This is a genomic window from Enterobacter sp. BNK-8 (assembly GCF_048685095.1).
Classification (GTDB): Bacteria; Pseudomonadota; Gammaproteobacteria; order Enterobacterales; family Enterobacteriaceae; genus Enterobacter; species Enterobacter quasiroggenkampii.
In genome coordinates this window covers 600,199-622,946 of record NZ_JBLQTN010000001.1, presented here as the reverse complement: position 1 = coordinate 622,946, position 22,748 = coordinate 600,199, and the positions used below count along the sequence as shown (strand labels likewise).

The window sequence follows — 22,748 nt, the reverse complement described above, 5'->3', positions numbered from 1 at the left end:
CTCCTCAGATAGACAGCTTTTTGACGCGCTTGCCGCCGTACAGCAGGTTCACGATGGCACGGGTGCCGACAATAGCGGTAAACATTGACGTTGCGACACCAATACCGGTTGTAATCGCAAAGCCTTTGATCGCGCCAGTACCCACTGCATACAGGATAAGAACCTTAATCAGTGTTGTTACGTTCGCATCGAAGATAGAGCTGAACGCGCCTTTATAACCTTCATCAATCGCCTGCTGAACAGAGCGACCGTTGCTCAACTCTTCTTTGATACGTTCGTTAATCAGTACGTTGGCGTCGACCGCCACCGCAAGGGTCAGAACGATACCCGCAATACCCGGCATGGTCAGCGTCGCCCCCGGCAGCAGGGACATAATGCCGATAATCAGCACCAGGTTCGCGATCAGCGCGGAGGTCGCAATCAGACCAAACTTCTTATAGAAGAAGATCATGAAGAGGATAGAGACCACCAGACCGGCCAGACACGCTTCCAGGCCCTGCTGGATGTTTTGCATCCCCAGCGTTGGACCAATGGTACGTTCTTCAACAATCTGAATTGGCGCAATCAGCGCACCGGCACGCAGCAGCAGAGAGAGCTGACGCGCTTCGTTCGGGTTGCTAATACCGGTAATACGGAAGCTGTTACCCAGACGAGACTGGATGTTGGCGATGTTAATCACCTCTTCCTCTTTCACCAGCACCGCACGACCATTCGCATCTTTCTTACCGCTGTCTTTGTACTCCACGAACAGGGTTGCCATCGGCTTGCCGATGTTGTCCTTGGTGAAGTTAGACATGATGTTACCACCCGCGCTATCAAGCGAGATGTTAACCTGCGGCTGGTTGTATTCGTCCTGGCTCGAGGTGGAGTCGGTGATATGGTCACCGGTCAGAATCACGCGTTTGTACAGCACAACAGGCTGACCTTCGCGAGTCTGTTTCACTTCGGAATCACCCGGAATACGGCCTGCTGCGGCAGCGGACTGATCGACATTGGAATTGACCAGACGGAATTCCAGCGTGGCGGTCGCCCCCAGAATCTCTTTCGCACGCGCGGTATCCTGGATACCCGGCAGTTCAACCACGATACGGTCAGCACCCTGGCGCTGCACCAGCGGCTCAGCCACACCCAGCTGGTTTACACGGTTACGCAGAATGTTGATGTTCTGCTGAACGGCATATTCACGCGCTTCTTTCAGACGCGCATCGGTCATCACCGCGCGCAGCTGGTTGCTGCCCTGCGAGGAGATCACCAGGTCACGGTGACGTTGGGTCAGGTAATCTACAGCCTGATCGCGCGCCGCGCTGTCGCGGAACGTGATGCTCATGCCGTAGTTATCTTCTTTACGCACGGTGGTGTAAGCGATGCCTTTATCACGCAGATCGCTGCGCAGGCTGTCGATATTCTGTTCCTGCAGCTTGCCGAGCGCGGTATCCATATCCACTTCCATCAGGAAGTGAACGCCGCCACGCAGGTCAAGACCGAGTTTCATTGGCTCTGCATTCATCGCAGCCAGCCAACGCGGGGTTGCAGGGGCAAGGTTAAGCGCCACGACGTATTTATCACCCAGCACGCCCATCAGCGCTTCACGTGCGCGGAGCTGCGTGTCGGTGGTGTCGAAGCGAGCAAGAATTGCACCCTCTTCCAGAGCCACAGACTTAGCGGTAATTTTTTCTTCTTGTAACGTTTTCTGGACCTGGATCAGCGTTTGCTCACTGGCGGCGACACCGCGCGCGCCAGTGATTTGAACAGCCGGATCCTCACCATACAGGTTGGGAAGCGCGTACAGCAGGCCGACGAGAATCACGACGACCAGCATGATGTACTTCCACAAAGGATAACGGTTTAACACGGCAGTTCCCTTTGGGAAAAGTTGGGATTACAGCGCCTTCATGGTGCCTTTCGGCAGAACGGCAGCTACGAAGTCACGTTTGATGACCACTTCAGTGGTGTCGTTCAGGGCGATAGCAATGTAGCCGTTTTCAGCCACTTTGGTTACGCGACCGACCAGACCACCGTTAGTCAGCACTTCATCGCCTTTCGCAATGGAGTTCATCAGGTTTTTGTGCTCTTTGGTGCGCTTCTGCTGTGGACGCAGGATCATGAAGTAGAAGATCAGACCGAACACAACCAGCATCAGAATCAGAGACATCGGGCTGCCCTGCGCTGGAGCACCTGTTGCCGCTACCGCATCAGAAATAAAAAAGCTCATTCAAATTCCCTCATTATTAAAATTAATCAACGTTCAACGGTGGAACATCCCGCCCCTGACGTTGGTAGAAATCGGTCACGAAGCTCTCTAATTTACCCTCTTCGATAGCCTTACGTAAACCAGCCATTAAGCGCTGATAATAACGAAGATTATGAATGGTATTGAGACGCGCGCCCAAAATCTCATTGCAACGATCGAGATGATGCAGGTACGCGCGAGAATAATTGCGACAGGTATAGCAATCGCACTCGGAATCGAGCGGGCTGGTGTCACTCTTATGCTTCGCGTTACGGATTTTCACCACGCCATCGGTAACGAACAGATGGCCGTTACGCGCGTTGCGGGTTGGCATGACGCAGTCGAACATATCAATGCCGCGGCGTACGCCTTCAACCAGATCTTCCGGTTTGCCCACGCCCATCAGGTATCGTGGTTTATCCGCCGGGATTTGCGGGCAGACGTGCTCCAGAATGCGGTGCATGTCTTCCTTCGGCTCACCCACAGCCAAACCGCCGACAGCGTAGCCATCAAAACCTATCTCTACCAGACCTTTAACAGAGATATCGCGTAAATCTTCGTAAACGCTGCCCTGGATAATGCCGAACAGCGCATTTTTGTTCTGCAGGGAGTCAAAACGGTCACGGCTACGCTTCGCCCAGCGCAGAGACATCTCCATGGAACGCTTGGCGTAGTCCCAGTCGGCCGGATACGGCGTGCATTCGTCGAAGATCATCACGATGTCAGAGCCGAGATCGTACTGAATCTCCATTGATTTTTCGGGATCGAGGAAAATCGGATCGCCGTTGATCGGGTTACGGAAGTGAACGCCCTGCTCGGTGATCTTGCGGATATCCCCCAGGCTGAAGACCTGGAAACCGCCGGAGTCGGTCAGGATAGGGCCTTTCCACTGCATGAAGTCGTGCAGGTCGCCGTGGAGCTTCATGATCTCCTGACCCGGACGCAGCCACAGGTGGAAGGTATTGCCGAGGATAATCTGCGCGCCAGTGGCTTCAACTTCTTCCGGCGTCATCCCTTTTACGGTGCCGTACGTGCCCACAGGCATAAACGCGGGGGTTTCCACCACGCCGCGATCAAACACCAGGCGACCGCGGCGCGCGCGACCGTCGGTGGTATCGAGTTCAAATTTCATTTTTTCTCCGACGTCAGAAAAACAGTCCAACGTTGTAAAACGGTGCCGCGGACTTATTCCCCGACACGCTCATTCAAAGCCTGCGGATTGTACGTGATAAACATCGCGTCCCCGTAGCTAAAAAAGCGATATTTTTGTTCTACCGCAGACTTGTAGGCATTCATCGTATGCTGATACCCCGCGAACGCAGAGACCAGCATAATCAGCGTCGATTCAGGCAGATGGAAGTTGGTCACCAGCGCGTCAATCACCTTGTACTGGTAACCCGGGTAGATAAAGATCTGCGTATCGCCAAAGAACGGCTCAATCAACTCGCTTTTCGCGGCCTGCGCGGCGCTCTCCAGCGAGCGCACCGACGTCGTACCGACCGCCACGACGCGGCTACCGCGCGCTTTCGCCGCCAGCACCGCGTCCACGACATCCTGCGGCACTTCAGCATACTCAGAGTGCATGATGTGGTCTTCAATGCTGTCCACGCGCACCGGCTGGAAGGTACCCGCGCCGACGTGCAGCGTCACGAACGCCATCTCAATGCCTTTCGCGCGCAGTTTTTCCAGCAGCGGCTCATCAAAGTGCAGACCTGCCGTTGGGGCCGCGACCGCGCCAGGCTTCTGGCTGTAGACGGTCTGATACAGCTCGCGGTCAGCCTCTTCGTCCGGACGCTCAATATACGGCGGCAGCGGCATGTGGCCGATGGCGTTCAGGATATCAAGCACCGTGCGCTCGTCGTTAAACTCCACTTCGAAAAGCGCGTCGTGGCGCGCGGTCATGGTCGCCTTGATGCTCTCATCATCGCCCAGCAGCAGCTCCGCGCCCGGCTTCGGGGCTTTGGAGGCGCGAATATGTGCCAGAATACGTTTATCATCGAGCATACGTTCGACCAGCACTTCAATCTTGCCGCCGCTGGCTTTACGGCCGAACAGGCGCGCCGGGATCACGCGGGTATTGTTAAAGACCAGCAGATCGCCAGGGTTGAGCTTGTCGAGCAAATCGGTGAAAGTACCGTGCGTCAGCTCGCCCGTTGGCCCATCCAGTGACAGTAAGCGACAGCTGCTGCGCTCAGGCATGGGATAGTGAGCAATCAGGGATTCAGGTAGTTCAAAGGAGAAATCGGCGACGCGCATGACGTATACTCGTGACTTAAAAACAGGCGGCATAGTCTAGTGCTCACACCCTTTTGCTGCAACAACTAGCCGCCCCCGGACAAATAAAACGCATGAATTTTCTCGCTCACCTGCATCTCGCGCACCTCGCTGACAGCTCCCTCTCGGGCAATTTGCTGGCCGATTTCGTACGCGGTAATCCCGCAGAAGACTACTCCCCTGAGGTTGTCGACGGGATTTTTATGCACCGCCGCATCGACGTGCTGACGGATAAACTGCCGGAAGTGACGGAAGCCAAAGCGTGGTTCCGCCCTGAAACGCGCCGCGTTGCGCCGATCACGCTCGACGTGATGTGGGATCACTTCCTGTCGCGCCACTGGGCACAGCTCTCGCCAGAGCTATCCCTGCCCGAATTTGTGCGCTATGCCCACCAGCAGGTGTCGATCATTCTGCCCGACTCGCCGCCGCGCTTTGTCAATCTGAATAACTATCTGTGGTCAGAACGCTGGCTGGAGCGCTATCGCGAGATGGACTTCATCCAGAACGTGCTGAACGGGATGGCAAGCCGTCGACCACGGCTTGATGCGCTGCGGGATTCCTGGTATGACCTGGATGAACATTACGACGCGCTGGAGGCCCGATTCTGGCAATTCTATCCGCGCATGATGGCGCAGGCGAAAAATAAACAGCTGTAACAGAATTCGCATTGATAGGTAAAAGCTGGCGGAACGATTGTCACCACCTCTTTGTCTTATCCATGAACACTCTCTATACTGGCTCGCGTTGCGTTCCAAATAACCTTAGTATCTACAGGAGAATCATATGGTTCTGGTAACTCGTCCGGCTCCGGATTTTACAGCTGCAGCAGTTCTGGGCAACGGTGAAATCGTTGAAAACTTCAACTTCAAACAGCACACCAACGGTAAAGCGACCGTTCTGTTCTTCTGGCCAATGGACTTCACTTTCGTTTGCCCGTCTGAGCTGATCGCGTTCGACAAACGTTATGAAGAATTCCAGAAGCGTGGCGTAGAAGTGGTTGGCGTCTCCTTCGACTCTGAATTTGTACACAACGCATGGCGTAACACCCCTGTCGACAAAGGCGGCATCGGTGCGGTGAAATACGCAATGGTTGCGGACATCAAACGCGAAATCCAGCAGGCTTACGGTATCGAACATCCGGACGCTGGCGTTGCGCTGCGCGGTTCCTTCCTGATCGACGCGAACGGCATCGTTCGTCACCAGGTTGTGAACGATCTGCCGCTGGGTCGTAACATCGACGAAATGCTGCGTATGGTTGACGCGCTGCAGTTCCACGAAGAGCACGGCGAAGTGTGCCCGGCTCAGTGGGAAAAAGGTAAAGAAGGTATGGCTGCTTCCCCAGACGGCGTGGCTAAATACCTGTCTGAGAACGTATCCAGCCTGTAATCGGCACGGTTTACGAGAAAGGCCCGCTTATGCGGGCCTTTTTTTATGCCTTACGCTGCGTTTCCCGCCAGATGCGCCAGGCCATGCCCGCCAGCAGGAGCACGCCCGCAATCAGCACGCCCCATACCAGCAGGGCGTTCATCCAGCTCGCCCGATCGGCAGCAGAGGTGGCGGTCAGACGCCCCTCGCCGCCTAACGCAACGTCATCCACTATGTCGGCCTGCGGCAGGTTCGCCATAGCATAGGTCTTACGCAGGTCGGCGGGGATCAGCATGTCGGGCTCCACGCTGGCAGGCTTTGCGGCGCCGTTGCCCCAGGCAAGCACGTACGGCGCTTTCCCCTGCGCGTTGAACACCAGGTCATAGCGGTCGCGATGCCCCGTGACGCTCGGCAGGTATTCTGGCAGACGCGCATTCAGCGTCGTGATTTTCACGGCCTGCACCAGGCCCCCGCTAAGCGAAACCGGTCCGGACGTTTTTCCCTCCAGACGGTAAATCACCTCTTTTTTCAGGGGGTGCCATGCGTCTTTTTCTGTACTGCGCCACGCGATCTCCACGGGAAGGACACCATCACCGTTCAGCGAAATGCTGACAGCACTCAGCGGCTGCGGGCGCGCCCAGCGCCACTGCGCTTCGCTTGTCGATAGCGGCTCCCCTTCTCCCTCAAGATTGATCTCTTCCGGGGCCACCTGCGCAGGTGCGCTGATTGCGTTTACGCCAGTCAACGTTATCCCCTTGCTCTGCGTATTCAGCACCACCATGAGATAGCGATTCGCATCGGGAGATAAAACCGTATCGGTGTCGATCCGATCGAGCTTAAGGCGATCCTGACCGCTGGCGACGTCCAGCAGCGGCATTTCTTCGCGCAGGGTATACCAGCGCTTAAGATCCTCGCTGTAATAGACCGACGCCGTTCCCTGCCAGGGCGACTGCGGGGTATTCCAGAGCAGCTGCAGCTGGGATATGGCCAGCTCACCCGTCGTCTGCTCCGGCAAGGTCAGCAGATAATGTTGCCCGGCTGCGGCGGCTTTTTGCCCCTCCAGCACAATCTCAACGCCGTTTCGGGAACGGAGCAGGATCTTATCGCTGTCACCGGCGTCTGAGGCAGCTGCGAGCGGCGAGGCGTCCAGCGGAAAGAGACGCAGCGCCATGGAGTGCGCTGTGTCCTGCGGGCGCGTTGCGGCGATCAGGCTAAAGGGAACCGGCTCACCCGACTGGTTAAAGACGCGAACATCATGCAGATCCGCGGATGTGCTCTGCTCATAGACGGCAAGCGGCAGCATCACCCGATACCACCGGGAAGGAACGGACGTGTCGAGTGAACGACCAAAGGCGTAGTCCCGCGGCGATTCCGCGGGTACCTCGTCGCAGAACGCCGGGCCGGAAAGCGCCAGCAGCGCGGTACACGCTACCGCTTTCATCCATTTCATTTTTCATCTCCTGTTTTTGGCGGTAGCGGCGAGAAATAGCCCACTATCAGCACCAGTATCGCCACGCCGATAAACGCCACCGCGCGCGACAGACCGCCTCCGCCCGCGCTGTCCACCAGCATCAGCTTAACCATCACCACACCCAGCAGCGCGGCACCGCAGAGCCACTCCTGCCGGGAAGCCCGACGGGTGGCATGGATCATGACCACCAGCGCGCTCAACATCCAGAACAGGGCAAAGCTGGTCTGGATAAGCCGTGAATCCCATAGCGATGCCATATTCCAGGCCACGTCGCCGTACCAGGCCAGGGCGCGCATCAGCGCACCGTTTAGCCACCAGAAGCCAAACGCCATGAGCGCGACGGCAGGCCACGGGCGCGCTTGCGCAAGCCACGCCGGGTAGTAGCGATCCACCGCCCGATAAAAGACCACCAGACCCAGCAACGCGAACGCGGCACCTTCCTCAAGCGGGTTCACCAGCGGCAGCCAGGTCTGACGATAGACCACGCCGTCCTGGAAATTGGTCACCACCAGCAATACCAGCAGCGCCACGACTACGGGAATCGGTGCCAGGCAGGAGTAGAGCGCAGGCCACTCCCGGAACGGCCACACGCGACGCCGTACCGCAGCAGAGAGCACCATAATCATCCCGCCGCCTGCAGCCATCGCCAGTCCGCTGCCCCAGGCCGCCATGCCCCACGGCAGGGACCGGGCAAACCAGTAAAGCTCGGCGGCCAGCGCCAGTAAAATCATCCAGAACAGCGACAGATGCAGCCCCATCGCGATACGCGGAAGGAGTCTTTCACCGTCGCGCCGCAGCATCATTAGCGCGGCAGGAAGCGCAACGCACCAGGCCAGGTTTGACCAGCCGGCGGAGACGATCTGCTGGTGCCAGAGCTGATAACCCACCATCAGCAGCATAACCGGCCAGAGCAGCCATTTGCTGGCGTCCAGCTCCCGCCACGCCAGACGAGCGGCCACCTGCCGCCAGCCCCAGACCGACGCCGCCGTCAGCGCCAGCACGCCCGCCAGAATCGGTAATGCCTTCGTCAATGCCAGCCGCGATGCGCCCAATAGCGCCACGAGCCAGAACAGCAGACCACCTGCCAGCAGCGCCCAGCTGACCGGCAGGAAGAGAGTCCGCCACAGCCAGGCCGCAGCCAGCCAGCAAAGGCTAAGGATGGCGAAGATAAGGAGCAGGCTCAGCGGCGTAACGCCGTTTGTTTGCGCCCACAGCGCGCTGCCGAGCGCCAGCACCAGCAGCGCCGTCCCGCTATAGCTCATCCGCCGCTGCTGCTGTTGCACGCCCAGCCAGAGGATACCCAGCCCCTCCAGCGCCCAGGCCATTGCCGTCCAGCGCGCCGACAGCGCCAGCGGAATGGCGAGCGTGGCAAACCCGCCGCCGATCGCCAGCGCCGCCATGACCAGCGGCCGTCCGAGGGAGGGATAGCGCCGCAGCGCGAGGTACGCGAGGGTGAGATAAAATGCGCCGTATCCCAGCGCGCTCAGCGCGGGGCCATATTCCCAGTACCGGGTCATGCCGTACTGCATCCCGAAGCCGATCAGCGGCGGGGCAAACAGCAGCACGCCGTCAACGATCTGCTTCCCTTTCTCCTGCGCCCGCAGCGACAGCGCCACGCTCAGCACGCCGAGTATCAGCGTATTGGCAATCAGGAACAGCTGGCAAATCCAATAGTCTTCAGGCTGGTAGTCATTCAGCCCCCACAGGCCGCCCACGCCGAACGTGAACAGCAGCCCGAGCAGGTTCAACTCGCGCCAGTGCTGCCAGATGCTGATAGCAAGAATGCCGATGGACAGCAGGAGGTAGAAAGAGAACAGCGCGACAAAGCTGCCGCCCCCGGTAGACAAGAGGAGCGGGGCAAGATAGCCGCCGAGGCTCGCCAGCATGGCAAGGCTCAGCGCCTTCTGCAGCACCGCCAGCCCGACGCTCGCCGCGCAAATCACCACCAGCAGCGCAAAAGCCAGCGTCATCGGCAACATTTGCCAGAGCCGGAAGGCGCCAAACACCGTCAGGTAGAGCACGCCGGTCGCCCCGCCCTGGAGGATCAACGCATAGACGCGCTGCCTGTGCCGCAGTCGCCACCCGACAGCCAGCAGAACAATGGCAAACAGCGCGGTTGCCACGAGGCGCAGCTCAAGCGGGAACAGGGAATGTTCGACGGTATAGCGCAGCAGGAAAGAGAGCCCGAGGAAGAGCAGCAGGATCCCCAGCTTCGCCAGCGGATTACCCTGCATGAACCAGCGCGCCAGCGACGTCAGGATGCCGCCAAAGGCTGAAGGCGGTTTTGCCACTGGCGCAGGAGCCTGAGCGGGTTCTGCCACCGCAGCGGGAATATCGGGGCGCCAGGGGTCGACAGGCGCGGGAGCGTCCTCCACCACCGGCGCGGCGGTCTGCACCGGCTCCGGCGCGTTCTCAGGCACGCCGCGCTGCTCAAGCGCCTCTATGCGCTGGCGTAGCCGGGCGATCTCCTGCCGCGCTGCCGTACTGCGATTAAACCCGATAACCGCAAGCACAGGCGCAACCAGCAGCGCAAAAATCAGGAATAAACAGCCAAGGATGTAAAGCTCGTCCATGTTTCCACCTTCACCGTAAACGATCCGTTAAGATTGACACAAATCGTTGCATTTGCGCCATCTTAAAAGGTGGAAACAATAGCGCATTAGCTGCCGAACCAGATCGTCGCGGATATTGCAGGCAGCGCCAGCACGCCGTCCTGTATCGTCGCCTTGCCCTCTTTGCTCTTCCACGCTGCCACCTTCAGCAGCGGTGAATCATCCAGCACCACTTCGCAAGCCTCGCCCCGATTGATCGCCACCAGCACGCGCTGCTGGTTATAGACGCGAGCAAACACCACCACGTTATCGTGGGCGTACACCACCTGGCAGCCGCCGTAGCGCAGGGCGAGACTCTGCTTACGCAACTTCGCCAGGCGCTGATACAGGCTGAACAGCACCTTGTCCTGTTTCTCCGGCGCCCACGGGAAGGTTTTGCGACAGAACGGATCGTTGTTGCCGTCCAGCCCCACCTCGTCTCCGTAGTAGATGCACGGTACGCCCGGCCAGGTGAAGAGCCAGGTCACCGCCAGCGGCAGACGCGCGACATCCTTGCCGAGCAGGGATTTAAAGCGCGCGGTGTCGTGGCTATCGAGCTGGTTAAACATCCGCAGCTGCTGCTGATGCGACAGACCGGCGCGGTAGTTCTCCATCCACGCCATGCAGGTTTCAGCGTCGATATGATTCGGATCGTAGGAGATATCGGTGTTGGCGAGGAATCCCCACAGCGGGAAGGTAAAGCCGCGATAGTTCATCGCCGCATCTTCCGCATCGTTCTGCAGCCACTGGCGCGCGTCGCCAAAGTGCTCGCCAAAGACGAACGCCTCCGGCTGGGCCGCTTTTGCCGAGCGCGTAATCCCGGCGACGTGCTGAAGGTTATTCCGCGCCCCGCCCGCTTCGCCGAGCATATGCACTACGTCCAGACGCCAGCCGTCCATATTCCACGGCGCCTTCAGCCAGTGGCGCACGATGCTGTCTTCCCCGCCGTAAATCTCGTTCACAAGCGTTGGCGACTGGAAATCCAGCTTCGGCAGGCTCGGGTAGCCCAGCCAGTCCAGCGCACGCCCCTCCTCATTAAAGCTATACCAGTCGCGCTGCGGCGAATCCGGGTTATGACATGCCCCGCCCATCGACTGGTTATGCCGATCAAACCACGCATGCGAATCTCCGCTGTGGTTGAACACGCCGTCCAGAATGAGGCGCATGCCTTCGTTTTGGGTGTTCTTACGCAGGCGCAGCAGCGCCTCGTCACCGCCAAACTGCGCGTCAACGTGGCGATAATCTTCGGTATCGTATTTATGTACGCTCGGGGCTTTAAACACCGGGTTGAGATACAGCGCCGTCACGCCCAGTTTTTTCAGGTACGACAGCTTTTCGCTGATGCCGTCGAGATCGCCGCCGTAGAAAGTCGATCCGCCCGCCTGCGCGGTCAGCGGCTCATCCCACGCTTTTAGGATAATGTCATGGCCCGCGGCATGGTGGTAGTAGACCTTATCCTGGTCGGCAGTGCGCTTTTCGCTGCGCGCAAAACGGTCCGGGAAAATCTGGTAAAAGACCTGATCGTTGACCCACTGCGGGCCGTTATCCGGGTAATCCACAGCAAACTGTTCCAGCCGTGCGGGCGGGAAACGGCTAAACCCCTGCGGGGTAAACCACAGTTGACGGTTGTTCCACAAAAGCTTGAAGCTGTAGCGGCGACGCGGCTGTCCGCTACGCAGGTCGATATTCGCCCGCCAGGCGGTGATCCCCGGCTGCGGCTGGCTGCGCAGCTTGTGCATTTTCAGCCCGGTCTCTTCGTTATCGATTTCGGCGCGGAGCGTCACGCGTTCAGGCTGATTTTCACCCGCCAGCCAGAGCGTAATCACCAGGTTGTCTTTGTTTTGCTTAACAAATGGGGCAACCGGAAGGTGCCAGGCGTTTAACATCACGAATCCCCTTTGATGAAATTGACGTCACCTTGCCACAGGGTGGTTAAGGATAGCTCACCATGATGGGATTTATTGGGGGAGGAGGACGGGGGAGGAGGCATCAGTGCGGCCTGATGCCCTCACCCTAACCCTCTCCCACGGGGAGAGGGAAAAGGATGTTACTGCGCTTCCGCCAGCTGACGGTCGCGGCGGCATTTAAACACCCAGCCCACCAGCAGCAGCACGATCCACGCGCAGCCCACGTAGAGCGAAATGCGGGTGTCCGGATGGTAGCCAATCAGGCCAATGATAAACACCAGGAAGATCAGCCCCACGACGGTGGTCGCAACGCCGCCCGGTACTTTGAACTTCAGCGCTTTCGCCTCATCCGGTGACAGGCGACGGCGGAAGGCAATCTGCGACAGCAGGATCATGATCCACACCCACACCGTTGCGAAGGTCGCCAGGGACGCAATCACCAGGAAGACGTTCTCCGGCATGATGTAGTTCAGGTAAACCGAGAACAGCAGCGCCACGGTCATCACCACGACGGTCACCCACGGCGTGCCGCGGCGTGAGGTTTTGGCGAACACCTTCGGCGCGCTGCCCTGCTCCGCCATGCCGTGCAGCATACGGCCCACGCCAAAGACGTCGCTGTTGATCGCCGAAAGCGACGCGGTCAGCACCACAAAGTTGAGAATGCTGGCCGCAAACGCAATGCCCATATGCTGGAAGGTCAGGACAAACGGGCTACCGTTGGTGCCTACCTGGTTCCACGGGTAAATGGACATGATCACGAACAGCGTACCCACATAAAACACCAGAATACGCATCGGCACCGAGTTGATGGCGCGCGGAATGGATTTCTCCGGGTCTTTCGCTTCCCCGGCGGTGATACCGATAATCTCGATACCGCCGTAGGCGAACATCACCATCTGCAGCGACATCACCATCCCGAGCCAGCCGTTGCTGAAGAAGCCACCGTTGCTCCAGAGGTTGTGGATCCCGGTCGGCTGCCCGCCGTTGCCAATCCCCCAGATGATAATCCCGAAACCGGCCACAATCATGATGATGATAGTGGCGACCTTGAAGAAGGAGAACCAGAACTCCAGCTCGCCAAACACCTTCACGCTCATCAGGTTGACGGCGCAAATGATCAGCACCACGCTCAGCACCCAAATCCAGTGCGGTACCGCCGGGAACCAGACGCCCATGTAGATGCCAAATGCCGTCACGTCGGCAATCGCCACAATCAGGATTTCGAAGCAGTAGGTCCAGCCGGTGATAAACCCGGCCAGCGGGCCGAGGTTTTCCTGCGCGTAGCGGGAGAATGAGCTGGCGGAGGGGTTGTGAACCGACATTTCGCCGAGGGCGCGCATGATGATATACGCCGCCACGCCGCCGATGATGTACGCCAGCAGCACGCTGGGACCGGCCATTTTGATGGCATCTGCCGAGCCATAAAAAAGACCGGTGCCGATAGCCGAGCCCAGCGCCATAAAGCGGATGTGGCGCGTGCTCAATCCACGTTTAAGTTTGTTAGTGCTTTCCATTTAAATCTTGCCATTCAACACGAAAAAAACAAAAAACCACGGGGCCTTAAGCCCCGTGGTTAAACAGTTTGTTGCCGTTGATTAATGGGCGTTCGATGCGACCTGACGCCCTGCGGCACGGTCCCAGATAATCGCCAGAACCAGCGCAACAACGGTAGGCATCAGCCAGGCCAGACCCTGCTCGGACAGCGGCAGACGCTGTGTCCAGGCTGGCAGAACTTCAGCGAACGCTGATGCTTTAATCCCGTCAAGGATACCAAAAATCAGGCTGATAAACATGGCTGGCGCAATAATTCGTGAGGAGTTGTTCCACCACGGGCGGGTGAAGCTCAGCACCACCAGCACGATGCACGGCGGATAAATCGCCGTCAGTACCGGAATAGAGACCTGAATCAGGTGGCTCAGACCGAGGTTGGACACCGCCATGGAGAAGATACCAAGGATAAACACCAGGGTACGGTAAGAGAGCGGCAGATACTGCGCAAAGAACTCAGCACAGGCGCAGGTGAGGCCAACGGCGGTAACCAGACAGGCCAGGAAGATCAGCGCCGCCAGCAGCATACTGCCCGCACCACCGAAGGTGTGCTGAACGTAGGCGTGCAGGATAGCCGCACCGTTGGCGTTCTGATCGACCAGCATGGCACTATCGGAGCCCAGACGGAACAGCGCCAGATACAGCAGCGTCAGCCCTACGCCAGCCATCAGACCGGCCCAGATGGTATAGCGGGTCAGCAGACGCGCTTCGGTCACCCCGCGGGAACGCGCGGCGTTAACGATAACGATACCAAACACCATCGCGCCCAGCGTATCCATCGTCAGGTAGCCGTTCACGAAGCCGTTAGAAAACGCGGCGTTTTTATAGGCGTCCATCGCGTCGCTAATCGGGCCGGCGGGCCAGACGATGGCCGCCACCGCCAGGACAATCAGCGCCACAATTTTCAGCGGAGCCAGGAAGTTACCCACGGTATCCAGCAGTTTGCCCGGATAGAGAGAAACCAGAATCACGATAGCGAAGTAGATCAGGCTGTAGATGAACAGCGGCATCGCGCCGTCACCGGTCAGGGGAGCAATCCCCACTTCGAAGGAAACGGTCGCGGTACGCGGGGTGGCAAACAGCGGCCCCACGGCCAGATAGCAGACGGTTGCCAGCAGAACGCCTGCCACTTTGCCGATCGGGGAGCTGAGGCTATCCACACCGCCACCGACTTTCGCCAGCGCGATGACGGTTAGCACCGGCAGACCCACGGCAGTAATCAGGAAACCAAACGCGGCGGTCCAGACGTGTTCACCCGCCTGTAAGCCAACCATTGGAGGGAAAATGATGTTGCCTGCGCCAACGAACAGCGCAAATGTCATAAAGCCCAGCGCGATGATGTCACGCGATTTTAAGTGATGGGTCATAAAACCTTACTGCCTGTGGATGTGGTGTTGAAAACATTGAGATTTTCGATATCCCTGACGGGACGATACAGCCGAAAATTTGCTCAATTTCAGCGGGAAATGCTCCCGTCCTGGCGTGGAGAAGAATAGTTTTTCGATTTACCACGCAAATACAGTCGGTCTGACAGTATCTGGGGCGCAATTTAAACGCTTATAACGTTTAAAGGCAAGGTGGGATCGTAAAACCAGAACAATATGCCAGCATGAAAATACGCACCAGCACAATACGCTGTTTATAAGAAAAACCCATGGCTAATCATGCGAACAAAAAACAGCCAGCCGTATAAAATTCATCCGCGTTTCGCTTGACTGCAAAGCAAACGGGCCAGCGATGGCTGACCCGTGGAAAGGTAAAATGACACGCCCGCCGTCAGGCGATCTTTTTGGCAATTAATCGTTCCGGGATAACGAAGCTGAAGCGGGTTCCTTTGCCCAGGGTACTCTGAATATCGAGACGGCTTTCATGGTGGTTGACTGCGTGTTTCACAATCGCCAGCCCGAGGCCGCTTCCGCCCGTCTGCCGCGATCGCGCTTTATCCACACGGTAGAAGCGCTCGGTCAGACGCGGAATATGCTCCGGCGCAATCCCCGGCCCGTTGTCCTCCACGCTAAACTCGGCCCCCGTTGGGGTATGGTGCCAGCGCACCACGATATCCGTCCCCTCCGGCGTATGATTCACCGCGTTATACACCAGGTTGGAAATGGCGCTGCGCAGCTCATCTTCGCTGCCCAGCACCTTCAGCGTGTTGTCGACGTCAAAGGTCAGGTGGTGCTTTTTGTGGCTTAACGTCTGCGCTTCACGCTCCACGACCCGCAGCATCATCGGGACATCAATGGTGTCATTCAGCGCGAGCGTTGGCGCCGCTTCAATCTTCGAGAGCGTCAGCAGCTGCTTAACCAGGCCTTCCATCCGGTGCGTTTGCTCGCGCATGGTGTGCAGCGCTTTTTCACGCGGCGCACCTTCCAGCGTTTGCTCCTGCATCATCTCCAGGTAGCCCTGCAGCACGGTCAACGGGGTTCGCAGTTCGTGGCTGACGTTGGCGAAGAAGTTACGACGCGCCCCTTCCAACTGGTGCATCTGGGTGACATCGCGCGCCACCATCAGCCACTGCTTATCGCTGTAGGGCATCACGCGGATCTCAAGATGGCGACCATTATTGAGCTTGAGATTGTGCGGACGGGAGAAATCACGCTTTTTCAGGTACAGCGTGAACTCGGGATAACGCAGAAGGTTGAGGATATTCTGTCCATTGTCATCCGGCCAGCGCAGGCCCAGCAGCTGCTGCGCCAGGCCGTTACACCAGAAGATCGTCCCTTCTTCGGTCGTCAGAATCACGGCATCCGGCAGCGATTCTGCACCGCTGCGAAAACGCTTAATCAGGCTTCCCAGCTCGCGGCGGCGCTTTTTATTACGCATCTGCATCTGATGCAGACCGTACAGCAGCGGCTCCCAGCTGCCGCTTCCCGGCGGCGGCGTCATGCTTCGGTCAACCCACAGCCACCAGGAGAGGCGCAGCAGGTTCCAGAAATGCCAGATGAGCAGCCCGGTGACCGACGCCAGCAGAAACCACGGCAGGTGTCCAAGAAAGGCCCCCAGAATGAAGGCCGGAATACAGCATAAGATCAGTTCAAAGACGAGCCTTTTCCATGACAGACGTTCCAGCACGCGTCACACTCCTGTCATTGTTCAGAAACGGGTAGAAAAACGATAACCCGTGCCGCGGACCGTCTGCACCATGCGATCGTGGCCGCTCAGTTCCAGTGCTTTTCGCAGGCGGCGGATATGTACGTCAACCGTCCGGTCTTCGACATACACGTTAGTTCCCCAGACGTTATTCAGCAACTGCTCGCGGCTGTACACGCGTTCCGGGTGGGTCATAAAGAAGTGCAGGAGTTTAAATTCGGTAGGCCCCATGTCGAGGGGATTTTCACCGGTCATCACGCGGTGAGACGTCGGATCAAGGCTCAGCCCCTGCATTTCGATCACCTCTTCCACCGCCATCGGCGAAATACGGCGCATTACGGCTTTAATGCGGGCCACCAGCTCTTTGGGGGAGAACGGTTTGGTAATGTAATCGTCCGCGCCGGTCTCCAGACCGCGCACACGATCCTCTTCTTCTCCGCGCGCCGTGAGCATCACAACCGGTATATCGCGGGTCAGCGCTTCACGCTTCAGGTGTTTGATAAACTGCAGTCCGGAGCCGCCGGGCAGCATCCAGTCCAGCAGAATCAGATCGGGCCAGGGTTCATTCAGCTGGTTCACTGCACTGTCATAATCTTCTGCTTCAACCGGCTGGAAGCCATTTTGTTCGAGCACGAAGCACACCATTTCACGAATTGGAGCTTCATCTTCTACGACCAGAATACGTCTCGCCATACTTTGCCCTGTCTTATCTTATTTACGTTACAAGTTTGTAATTCGGCGCCATTATGCGTCAGATTTATGACAGATTTATGAAAAACAGTACCACGTTAACGGGCAAACCGTTGTTTTATTACAGCGGTTATTTTCCCTTCTCTGAACGTTTATAATCCTGCTTTCTCTTTTTTGCCACGGATCAGCTATGCGCATACTTCACACCTCGGACTGGCATCTGGGTCAAAATTTTTACAGCAAAAGCCGTGCGGCTGAACATGAAGCGTTCCTGGGCTGGCTGCTGGAAACGGCCCGGACGCACGAGGTGGACGCGATTATTGTGGCGGGAGACATCTTTGATACCGGCTCGCCGCCGAGCTATGCGCGCGAGTTGTATAACCGCTTCGTGGTGAATCTGCAGCAAACCGGCTGTCATCTGGTGATCGTCGCCGGCAACCATGATTCCGTCGCAACGCTGAATGAATCCCGCGACATCCTGGCGTTTCTCAATACCACCGTCGTCGCCAGCGCCGGGCACGCCCCGCAGATCCTGAAAAAGCGCGACGGGTCGCCGGGGGCGGTGCTGTGTCCGATACCGTTTTTACGTCCGCGCGACATCGTGCAAAGCCAGGCGGGGCTGTCGGGCGCGGAAAAGCAGCAACATTTGTTGCAGGCCATCACCGACTATTACCACCAGCAGCACGCCGAAGCCTGTGCCCTGCGCGGTGACCAGTCGATTCCGGTGATTGCGACCGGGCACCTCACCACCGTCGGGGCCAGTAAAAGTGACGCCGTGCGTGACATCTATATCGGCACGCTGGATGCCTTTCCGGCGCAGCACTTCCCGCCCGCCGACTACATTGCGCTCGGGCACATTCACCGGGCGCAGATCGTCGGCGGCTGCGAGCACATCCGCTACTGCGGCTCGCCCCTTTCGCTCAGCTTTGACGAAACGGGCAAAGCCAAATCCGTACATCTGGTGACCTTCTCCGACGGAAAACTCAGCGCCGTCGACACGCTGGAGGTGCCCGTTACTCAACCGCTGGCCGTGCTGAAAGGCGATCTCAATGCCATCACCGCACAACTGGAGCAGTGGCGCGGCGTCGAGCAAGATCCCCCCATCTGGCTGGACATCGAAATCACCACCGACGACTACCTGCACGATATGCAGCGAAAAATCCAGGCGCTGACCGAAGATTTGCCGGTTGAGGTCTTGCTGGTGCGCCGCAGCCGCGAGCAGCGCGAGAAAATCCTGTTAAGCGCTCAACGCGAAACGCTCAGTGAACTGGGGGTCGAAGAGGTGTTTGAACGCAGACTCTCGCAGGAGGAAATCGACGAGGCGAAGCGCGCAAGGCTCAGCGAACTGTTCAGCCATACCCTGCATGCGCTCAATGATGAGGAAGAAAACGCGTGAAAATTTTGAGCCTGCGACTGAAAAATCTTAACTCCCTCAAGGGCGAGTGGAAAATTGATTTTACCGCTGAGCCGTTTGCCAGCAACGGGCTGTTTGCCATCACCGGCGCGACCGGGGCAGGTAAAACCACCCTGCTCGACGCCATCTGTCTGGCGCTTTATCACGAAACGCCGCGACTGCAGAAGGTCTCCCAGGCGCAAAACGACCTGATGACGCGCGACACCGCCGAGTGTCTGGCGGAAGTGGAGTTCGAGGTAAAAGGCACCGCCTATCGCGCCTTCTGGAGCCAAAACCGGGCGCGCAACCAGCCGGACGGGAACCTGCAGGCGCCGCGCGTGGAGCTGGCGCGCTGCGAAGATGGCAAAATCCTGGCCGACAAAGTGACGGATAAGCTGGAGCAAACCGCCGCGCTCACCGGGCTGGACTACGGGCGCTTTACCCGCTCCATGCTGCTTTCTCAGGGGCAGTTTGCTGCCTTTCTCAACGCCAAACCGAGCGATCGCGCCGAGCTGCTGGAAGAGCTGACCGGCACCGAAATCTACGGTCAGATTTCCGCCATGGTGTTTGAGAAACACAAAGCCGCCCGCATCGTGCTTGAAAAGTGCGAGGCGCAGGCGGCGGGCGTCGTGCTGTTGAGCGAAGAACAACAGCAGCAGTTACAGCAAAGTTTGCAGGCACTTACTGACGAAGAGAAAACCCTGCTGGAACAGCAGCAAAACCAACAGAAAGATTTTCAGTGGCTTACGCGCCATGATGAGCTCGTGCGCGAGCAACAGCGCGTCACCGCGATGCAGCAGCAGGCGCAACAGGCGCTGACGGACGCTGCGCCTGAACTGGCAAAACTGCAGCTTGCTCTCCCCGCCGCCCAGCTTCGGCCGCTTTGGGATCATCAGCAGGAGCAAACCGCGCGCCTGACGCAAACCCAGCAGCGAATTATCGAAGTAAATACTCGCTTACAGGCCAGAACCGCGCTGCGTTCACGTATCCGCAATACCGCCCTGCGTGACCACGAGCAGCGACAGGCCGAACTGTCGGCGCTGGCGCAGTGGCTGGCGGAGCACGAGCGCTATCGTCTGTTAGGCCAGGAGATTGCAGGCTGGCGTGCCCAGTTCTCGCAGCTTAACCGCGATAAAACGCAGTTAGCCTCGCTTGCTGCGCGGATAGGTGAATTACGCAACAGGCTGGCAGCGATGCCGGAAAATGCGCTGACGCTGACGGCGGATGAGGTCAGCGCGGCCATGGAGCAGCAGTCCCGGTTACGCACGCTGCGCCAGCAGCTGACGTCGCTGCATGCCCGCTATCAGCCGCTGCAAAAGCGCCTGCGCCAGAGCAGTGAAAGCGTGCAGAAGGCGCAGGCTGAACAAAGTAAGCTTAATGAAACGCTGACGCTGCGCCGCCAGCAGTACAAAGAGAAAAACCAGCATTATCTCGATCTAAAAGCCCTGTGCGAAACCGAAGCAACGATTAAGAAGCTGGAGCATTACCGTTCCCAGCTTGAGGCAGGCAAACCCTGTCCGCTGTGCGGTTCCTGCGAACATCCGGCCGTTGAGCAATATCAGTCGCTTGAGCTGACGGATAACCAGCGCCGCCGTGATGCCCTGGAAAAAGAGGTCGCCGCCCTTAGAGAGGAAGGCCTGCTGGTGCTGGGACAGGTCAATGCCCTGACTCAGCAGATCCAGCGCGAGACAGACGACGCGCAGACGCTTTCTCAGGAAGAGCAAGCGCTCACTAAAGAGTGGGTGGCGGCCTGCACGTCTCTGAACATTACCTTGAATATTCAGGACGATATTGCGCCATGGCTGAACGAACAGGAACATTACGAGCGCCAGCTTTATCAGCTCAGCCAGCGGCTGACTCTGCAGAACCAGCTGAGCGAACAGGAAGCGCAGGAGCGGCAGTATCAGCAGCAACTGGCGGCCACGCGGCAGGCGCTGGAGCATGCCCTGCTCGCGCTCTCACTTAACGCACCTGAAGAGAGTCAGGAAGCCGCCTGGCTTCAGGCCCGTGAAGCTGAATTCGCGCAGTGGCAGGAGAAACAAACGCAGCACGGCGTGCTTCAGGAACGTATAAACGCCCTGAAGCCACTGCTCGACGCGCTTCCGGCAACGAACAGCGAAGACGCCGAACCGGTTATTCCTGATAACTGGCGCGCCATCCACGACGAATGCGTGTCGCTGCAAAGCCAGCTGAGCGCGCAACAGCAGCAGGAAGCGCTGGAGCGAGAGCGCCTGCAGCAGTCGCAGACGCAGTTCACCGCGGCGCTCTCGGCGAGCTGCTTTACCGACCAGGACGCGTTTCTTGCCGCCCTGCTGGATGACGATGCTATTCGCCACCTTGAACAGCTGAAACAGTCGCTGGAAAACCAGATACAGCAGGCCGCGGCGCTGTGCGGGCAAGCGAACCAACAGCTACAGTCACATCTGGCGCAGAGGCCGCAAGGGCTCGACGCCGATGTACCCACGCTGCAAAGCCAGCTGCAGCAGCTGGCGCAACAGCTGCGCGAGAACACCACGCATCAGGGCGAGATCCGTCAGCAGCTTAAGCAGGACAGCGATAACCGGCAGCACCAGCTGGCGTTGATGCAGCAAATTGAAGAGGCCGCGCGCCAGGCGGATGACTGGGGGTACCTGAACGCGCTGATCGGCTCCAGCACCGGCGACAAGTTCCGTAAGTTCGCCCAGGGGCTGACGCTGGACAATCTTGTCTGGCTTGCTAACCAGCAGCTTAACCGTCTGCACGGGCGTTATTTATTGCAGCGTAAGGCCAGCGACGCGCTGGAGCTGGAAGTGGTGGATACGTGGCAGGCGGATGCAGTCCGCGATACCCGCACCCTCTCCGGCGGCGAGAGCTTCCTGGTCAGCCTGGCGCTGGCGCTGGCGCTTTCCGATCTGGTGAGTCATAAAACGCGGATCGATTCGCTGTTCCTGGATGAAGGGTTCGGCACGCTCGACAGTGAGACGCTGGATACCGCGCTGGATGCGCTCGACACGCTGAACACCACCGGGAAAACCATCGGCGTGATCAGCCACGTAGAGGCGATGAAAGAGCGTATTCCGGTGCAGATCAAAGTGAAGAAGATTAACGGGCTGGGGTATAGCAAGCTGGATAAGGTATTTGCGGTGGAATGAATGGGGGGAGCGTGCGGTCTGATGCCCTCACCCTGACCCTCTCCCACAGGGAGAGGGAATAAACGTTTATTCTGGCCACAGCCACGCCGCGCCGCGCACGCCGCTGGAGTCCCCGTGCAGCGCTTTGCGGATCGGGGTTTCACACTCGCCGCCGAAGACCCACTGCTTCACCAGGTTCGGCACCGTGGCGTACAGCCGATCGACGTTGCTCATGCCGCCGCCGAGCACTATCACGTCAGGATCGAGAATATTCACCACGTGGGCCAGCGATTTCGCCAGCCGCATTTCGTAGCGGCTAAGCGCCAGCTCCGCCACCGGGTCCTGCGCTTCGACCAGACGCATGATCTCGTTACCCTTGAGCGGCTGGCCGCTCAGGCGATGGTAGTCGGTCGCAAAACCGGTACCGGAGATAAACGTCTCAATACATCCCTGTTTTCCGCAGTAGCACGGGACTTCAGTGCGGTATTTGAGTTCGTCTTCATCCATCCACGGCAGCGGGTTGTGTCCCCACTCACCCGCCGTGCCGTTACCGCCGATATGGGCACGCCCGCCAAACGCCACGCCCGCGCCGCAGCCGGTACCGATGATCACCGCAAACACGGTCTGGGCACCGGCCGCCGCGCCGTCGATGGCCTCAGAGACGGCGAGGCAGTTGGCATCGTTGGCCAGACGCACTTCCCGGTTCAGGCGCGCGCTTAAATCTTTATCAAACGGCTGACCGTTGAGCCAGGTGGAGTTCGCATTTTTAACCACGCCGGTATACGGCGAGATCGACCCCGGGATCCCCATCCCGACGCTGCCGGTTTGTCCTGTGGCCTGCTCGGCCATCTCAACCAGCCTGGCAATGGTCTCGATCGTCTGGTGATAATCATCGCGCGGCGTAGGCAGACGGTGGCGGAACAGCTGTTCCCCCTGCTCGCTCAGTGCGATAACTTCTGTTTTGGTGCCGCCCAAATCAATGCCAATACGCACAAGACTCTCCTCATTATTTTGATTATCAACAGAGTAGAAGCACGCATCCCGATTAGCAATGCAAGCGATGCGACAATTCGTTATCA

General features: G+C 58.4%; 16 protein-coding genes. 4 read left to right on the top strand and 12 right to left on the bottom strand.

Features of this window, described 5'->3' with window-relative positions:
* Window positions 1–4: 4 nt before the first annotated feature.
* Genes secD through queA form a run of 4 tightly spaced genes read right to left on the bottom strand, consistent with a single transcriptional unit; the run spans window position 5 to window position 4,486 of the window.
* On the bottom strand, window positions 5–1,852 hold the full coding sequence (gene secD / locus ACMGGU_RS02940) for a protein translocase subunit SecD (protein WP_072052285.1): 1,848 nt from the start codon (window positions 1,850–1,852) through the stop codon (window positions 5–7).
* Between the two features lie 27 nt (window positions 1,853–1,879).
* On the bottom strand, window positions 1,880–2,212 hold the full coding sequence (yajC, locus tag ACMGGU_RS02935) for a preprotein translocase subunit YajC (protein WP_003859109.1): 333 nt from the start codon (window positions 2,210–2,212) through the stop codon (window positions 1,880–1,882).
* Window positions 2,213–2,234: 22 nt separating this feature from the next.
* Complete coding sequence (gene tgt / locus ACMGGU_RS02930) at window positions 2,235–3,362, bottom strand: tRNA guanosine(34) transglycosylase Tgt (protein ID WP_003859110.1); 1,128 nt, start codon at window positions 3,360–3,362, stop codon at window positions 2,235–2,237.
* Between the two features lie 53 nt (window positions 3,363–3,415).
* Window positions 3,416–4,486, bottom strand: a complete 1,071-nt coding sequence (gene queA / locus ACMGGU_RS02925) for a tRNA preQ1(34) S-adenosylmethionine ribosyltransferase-isomerase QueA (protein WP_008503345.1) — start codon at window positions 4,484–4,486, stop codon at window positions 3,416–3,418.
* 92 nt (window positions 4,487–4,578) lie between these two features.
* Here queA and acpH point away from each other — a divergent pair, with 92 nt between their 5' ends.
* A complete protein-coding gene (acpH, locus tag ACMGGU_RS02920; protein WP_111967287.1) occupies window positions 4,579–5,160 on the top strand; it encodes an ACP phosphodiesterase in 582 nt (193 codons plus the stop codon).
* A 127-nt stretch (window positions 5,161–5,287) separates the two neighbouring features.
* Window positions 5,288–5,890, top strand: a complete 603-nt coding sequence (locus ACMGGU_RS02915) for a peroxiredoxin (protein WP_008503347.1) — start codon at window positions 5,288–5,290, stop codon at window positions 5,888–5,890.
* Between the two features lie 43 nt (window positions 5,891–5,933).
* On the opposite strand, the gene ACMGGU_RS02910 is transcribed toward ACMGGU_RS02915, so the two are convergent.
* From ACMGGU_RS02910 to phoB, 7 genes are all read right to left on the bottom strand, one after another.
* A complete protein-coding gene (locus tag ACMGGU_RS02910; RefSeq protein WP_420300231.1) occupies window positions 5,934–7,319 on the bottom strand; it encodes a DUF3999 domain-containing protein in 1,386 nt (461 codons plus the stop codon).
* Window positions 7,316–9,913 (bottom strand): DUF2339 domain-containing protein, encoded by a 2,598-nt coding sequence (locus ACMGGU_RS02905; RefSeq protein ID WP_420300230.1) that lies wholly within the window; start codon window positions 9,911–9,913, stop codon window positions 7,316–7,318. Before ACMGGU_RS02905 ends, ACMGGU_RS02910 begins: the two co-directional genes overlap by 4 nt.
* 86 nt (window positions 9,914–9,999) lie before the next feature.
* Window positions 10,000–11,817 (bottom strand): maltodextrin glucosidase, encoded by a 1,818-nt coding sequence (malZ, locus tag ACMGGU_RS02900; protein ID WP_252077491.1) that lies wholly within the window; start codon window positions 11,815–11,817, stop codon window positions 10,000–10,002.
* A gap of 161 nt (window positions 11,818–11,978) precedes the next feature.
* Window positions 11,979–13,352 carry a proline-specific permease ProY gene (gene proY / locus ACMGGU_RS02895; protein ID WP_008503261.1) on the bottom strand — a complete coding sequence of 458 codons (1,374 nt, stop codon included), beginning with the start codon at window positions 13,350–13,352 and terminating at the stop codon, window positions 11,979–11,981.
* An 81-nt stretch (window positions 13,353–13,433) separates the two neighbouring features.
* Window positions 13,434–14,753 (bottom strand): branched-chain amino acid transporter carrier protein BrnQ, encoded by a 1,320-nt coding sequence (gene brnQ / locus ACMGGU_RS02890; RefSeq protein WP_045909798.1) that lies wholly within the window; start codon window positions 14,751–14,753, stop codon window positions 13,434–13,436.
* 409 nt (window positions 14,754–15,162) lie between these two features.
* Window positions 15,163–16,458, bottom strand: a complete 1,296-nt coding sequence (phoR, locus tag ACMGGU_RS02885; RefSeq protein WP_063620941.1) for a phosphate regulon sensor histidine kinase PhoR — start codon at window positions 16,456–16,458, stop codon at window positions 15,163–15,165.
* Between the two features lie 21 nt (window positions 16,459–16,479).
* Window positions 16,480–17,169 (bottom strand): phosphate response regulator transcription factor PhoB, encoded by a 690-nt coding sequence (phoB, locus tag ACMGGU_RS02880; RefSeq protein ID WP_008503265.1) that lies wholly within the window; start codon window positions 17,167–17,169, stop codon window positions 16,480–16,482.
* A 187-nt stretch (window positions 17,170–17,356) separates the two neighbouring features.
* On the opposite strand from phoB, the gene sbcD reads away from it, so the two are divergent.
* Window positions 17,357–18,562, top strand: a complete 1,206-nt coding sequence (gene sbcD, locus ACMGGU_RS02875; RefSeq protein ID WP_047745440.1) for an exonuclease subunit SbcD — start codon at window positions 17,357–17,359, stop codon at window positions 18,560–18,562.
* A complete protein-coding gene (sbcC, locus tag ACMGGU_RS02870; protein ID WP_395299837.1) occupies window positions 18,559–21,690 on the top strand; it encodes an exonuclease subunit SbcC in 3,132 nt (1,043 codons plus the stop codon). The genes sbcD and sbcC overlap by 4 nt, the downstream gene beginning before the upstream one ends.
* Window positions 21,691–21,756: 66 nt before the next feature.
* Here sbcC and mak read toward each other — a convergent pair whose 3' ends face one another.
* On the bottom strand, window positions 21,757–22,662 hold the full coding sequence (gene mak, locus ACMGGU_RS02865; protein WP_048225853.1) for a fructokinase: 906 nt from the start codon (window positions 22,660–22,662) through the stop codon (window positions 21,757–21,759).
* Window positions 22,663–22,748 lie beyond the last annotated feature (86 nt).

What these genes read in the sequence shown, in the direction of transcription:
- yajC (WP_003859109.1), bottom strand. Translation starts at nt 2,212, where the DNA reads ATGAGCTTTTTTATTTCTGATGCGGTAGCGGCAACAGGTGCTCCAGCG.
- tgt (WP_003859110.1), bottom strand. Translation starts at nt 3,362, where the DNA reads ATGAAATTTGAACTCGATACCACCGACGGTCGCGCGCGCCGCGGTCGC.
- queA (WP_008503345.1), bottom strand. Translation starts at nt 4,486, where the DNA reads ATGCGCGTCGCCGATTTCTCCTTTGAACTACCTGAATCCCTGATTGCT.
- acpH (WP_111967287.1), top strand. Translation starts at nt 4,579, where the DNA reads ATGAATTTTCTCGCTCACCTGCATCTCGCGCACCTCGCTGACAGCTCC.
- ACMGGU_RS02915 (WP_008503347.1), top strand. Translation starts at nt 5,288, where the DNA reads ATGGTTCTGGTAACTCGTCCGGCTCCGGATTTTACAGCTGCAGCAGTT.
- ACMGGU_RS02910 (WP_420300231.1), bottom strand. Translation starts at nt 7,319, where the DNA reads ATGAAATGGATGAAAGCGGTAGCGTGTACCGCGCTGCTGGCGCTTTCC.
- ACMGGU_RS02905 (WP_420300230.1), bottom strand. Translation starts at nt 9,913, where the DNA reads ATGGACGAGCTTTACATCCTTGGCTGTTTATTCCTGATTTTTGCGCTG.
- malZ (WP_252077491.1), bottom strand. Translation starts at nt 11,817, where the DNA reads ATGTTAAACGCCTGGCACCTTCCGGTTGCCCCATTTGTTAAGCAAAAC.
- proY (WP_008503261.1), bottom strand. Translation starts at nt 13,352, where the DNA reads ATGGAAAGCACTAACAAACTTAAACGTGGATTGAGCACGCGCCACATC.
- brnQ (WP_045909798.1), bottom strand. Translation starts at nt 14,753, where the DNA reads ATGACCCATCACTTAAAATCGCGTGACATCATCGCGCTGGGCTTTATG.
- phoB (WP_008503265.1), bottom strand. Translation starts at nt 17,169, where the DNA reads ATGGCGAGACGTATTCTGGTCGTAGAAGATGAAGCTCCAATTCGTGAA.
- sbcD (WP_047745440.1), top strand. Translation starts at nt 17,357, where the DNA reads ATGCGCATACTTCACACCTCGGACTGGCATCTGGGTCAAAATTTTTAC.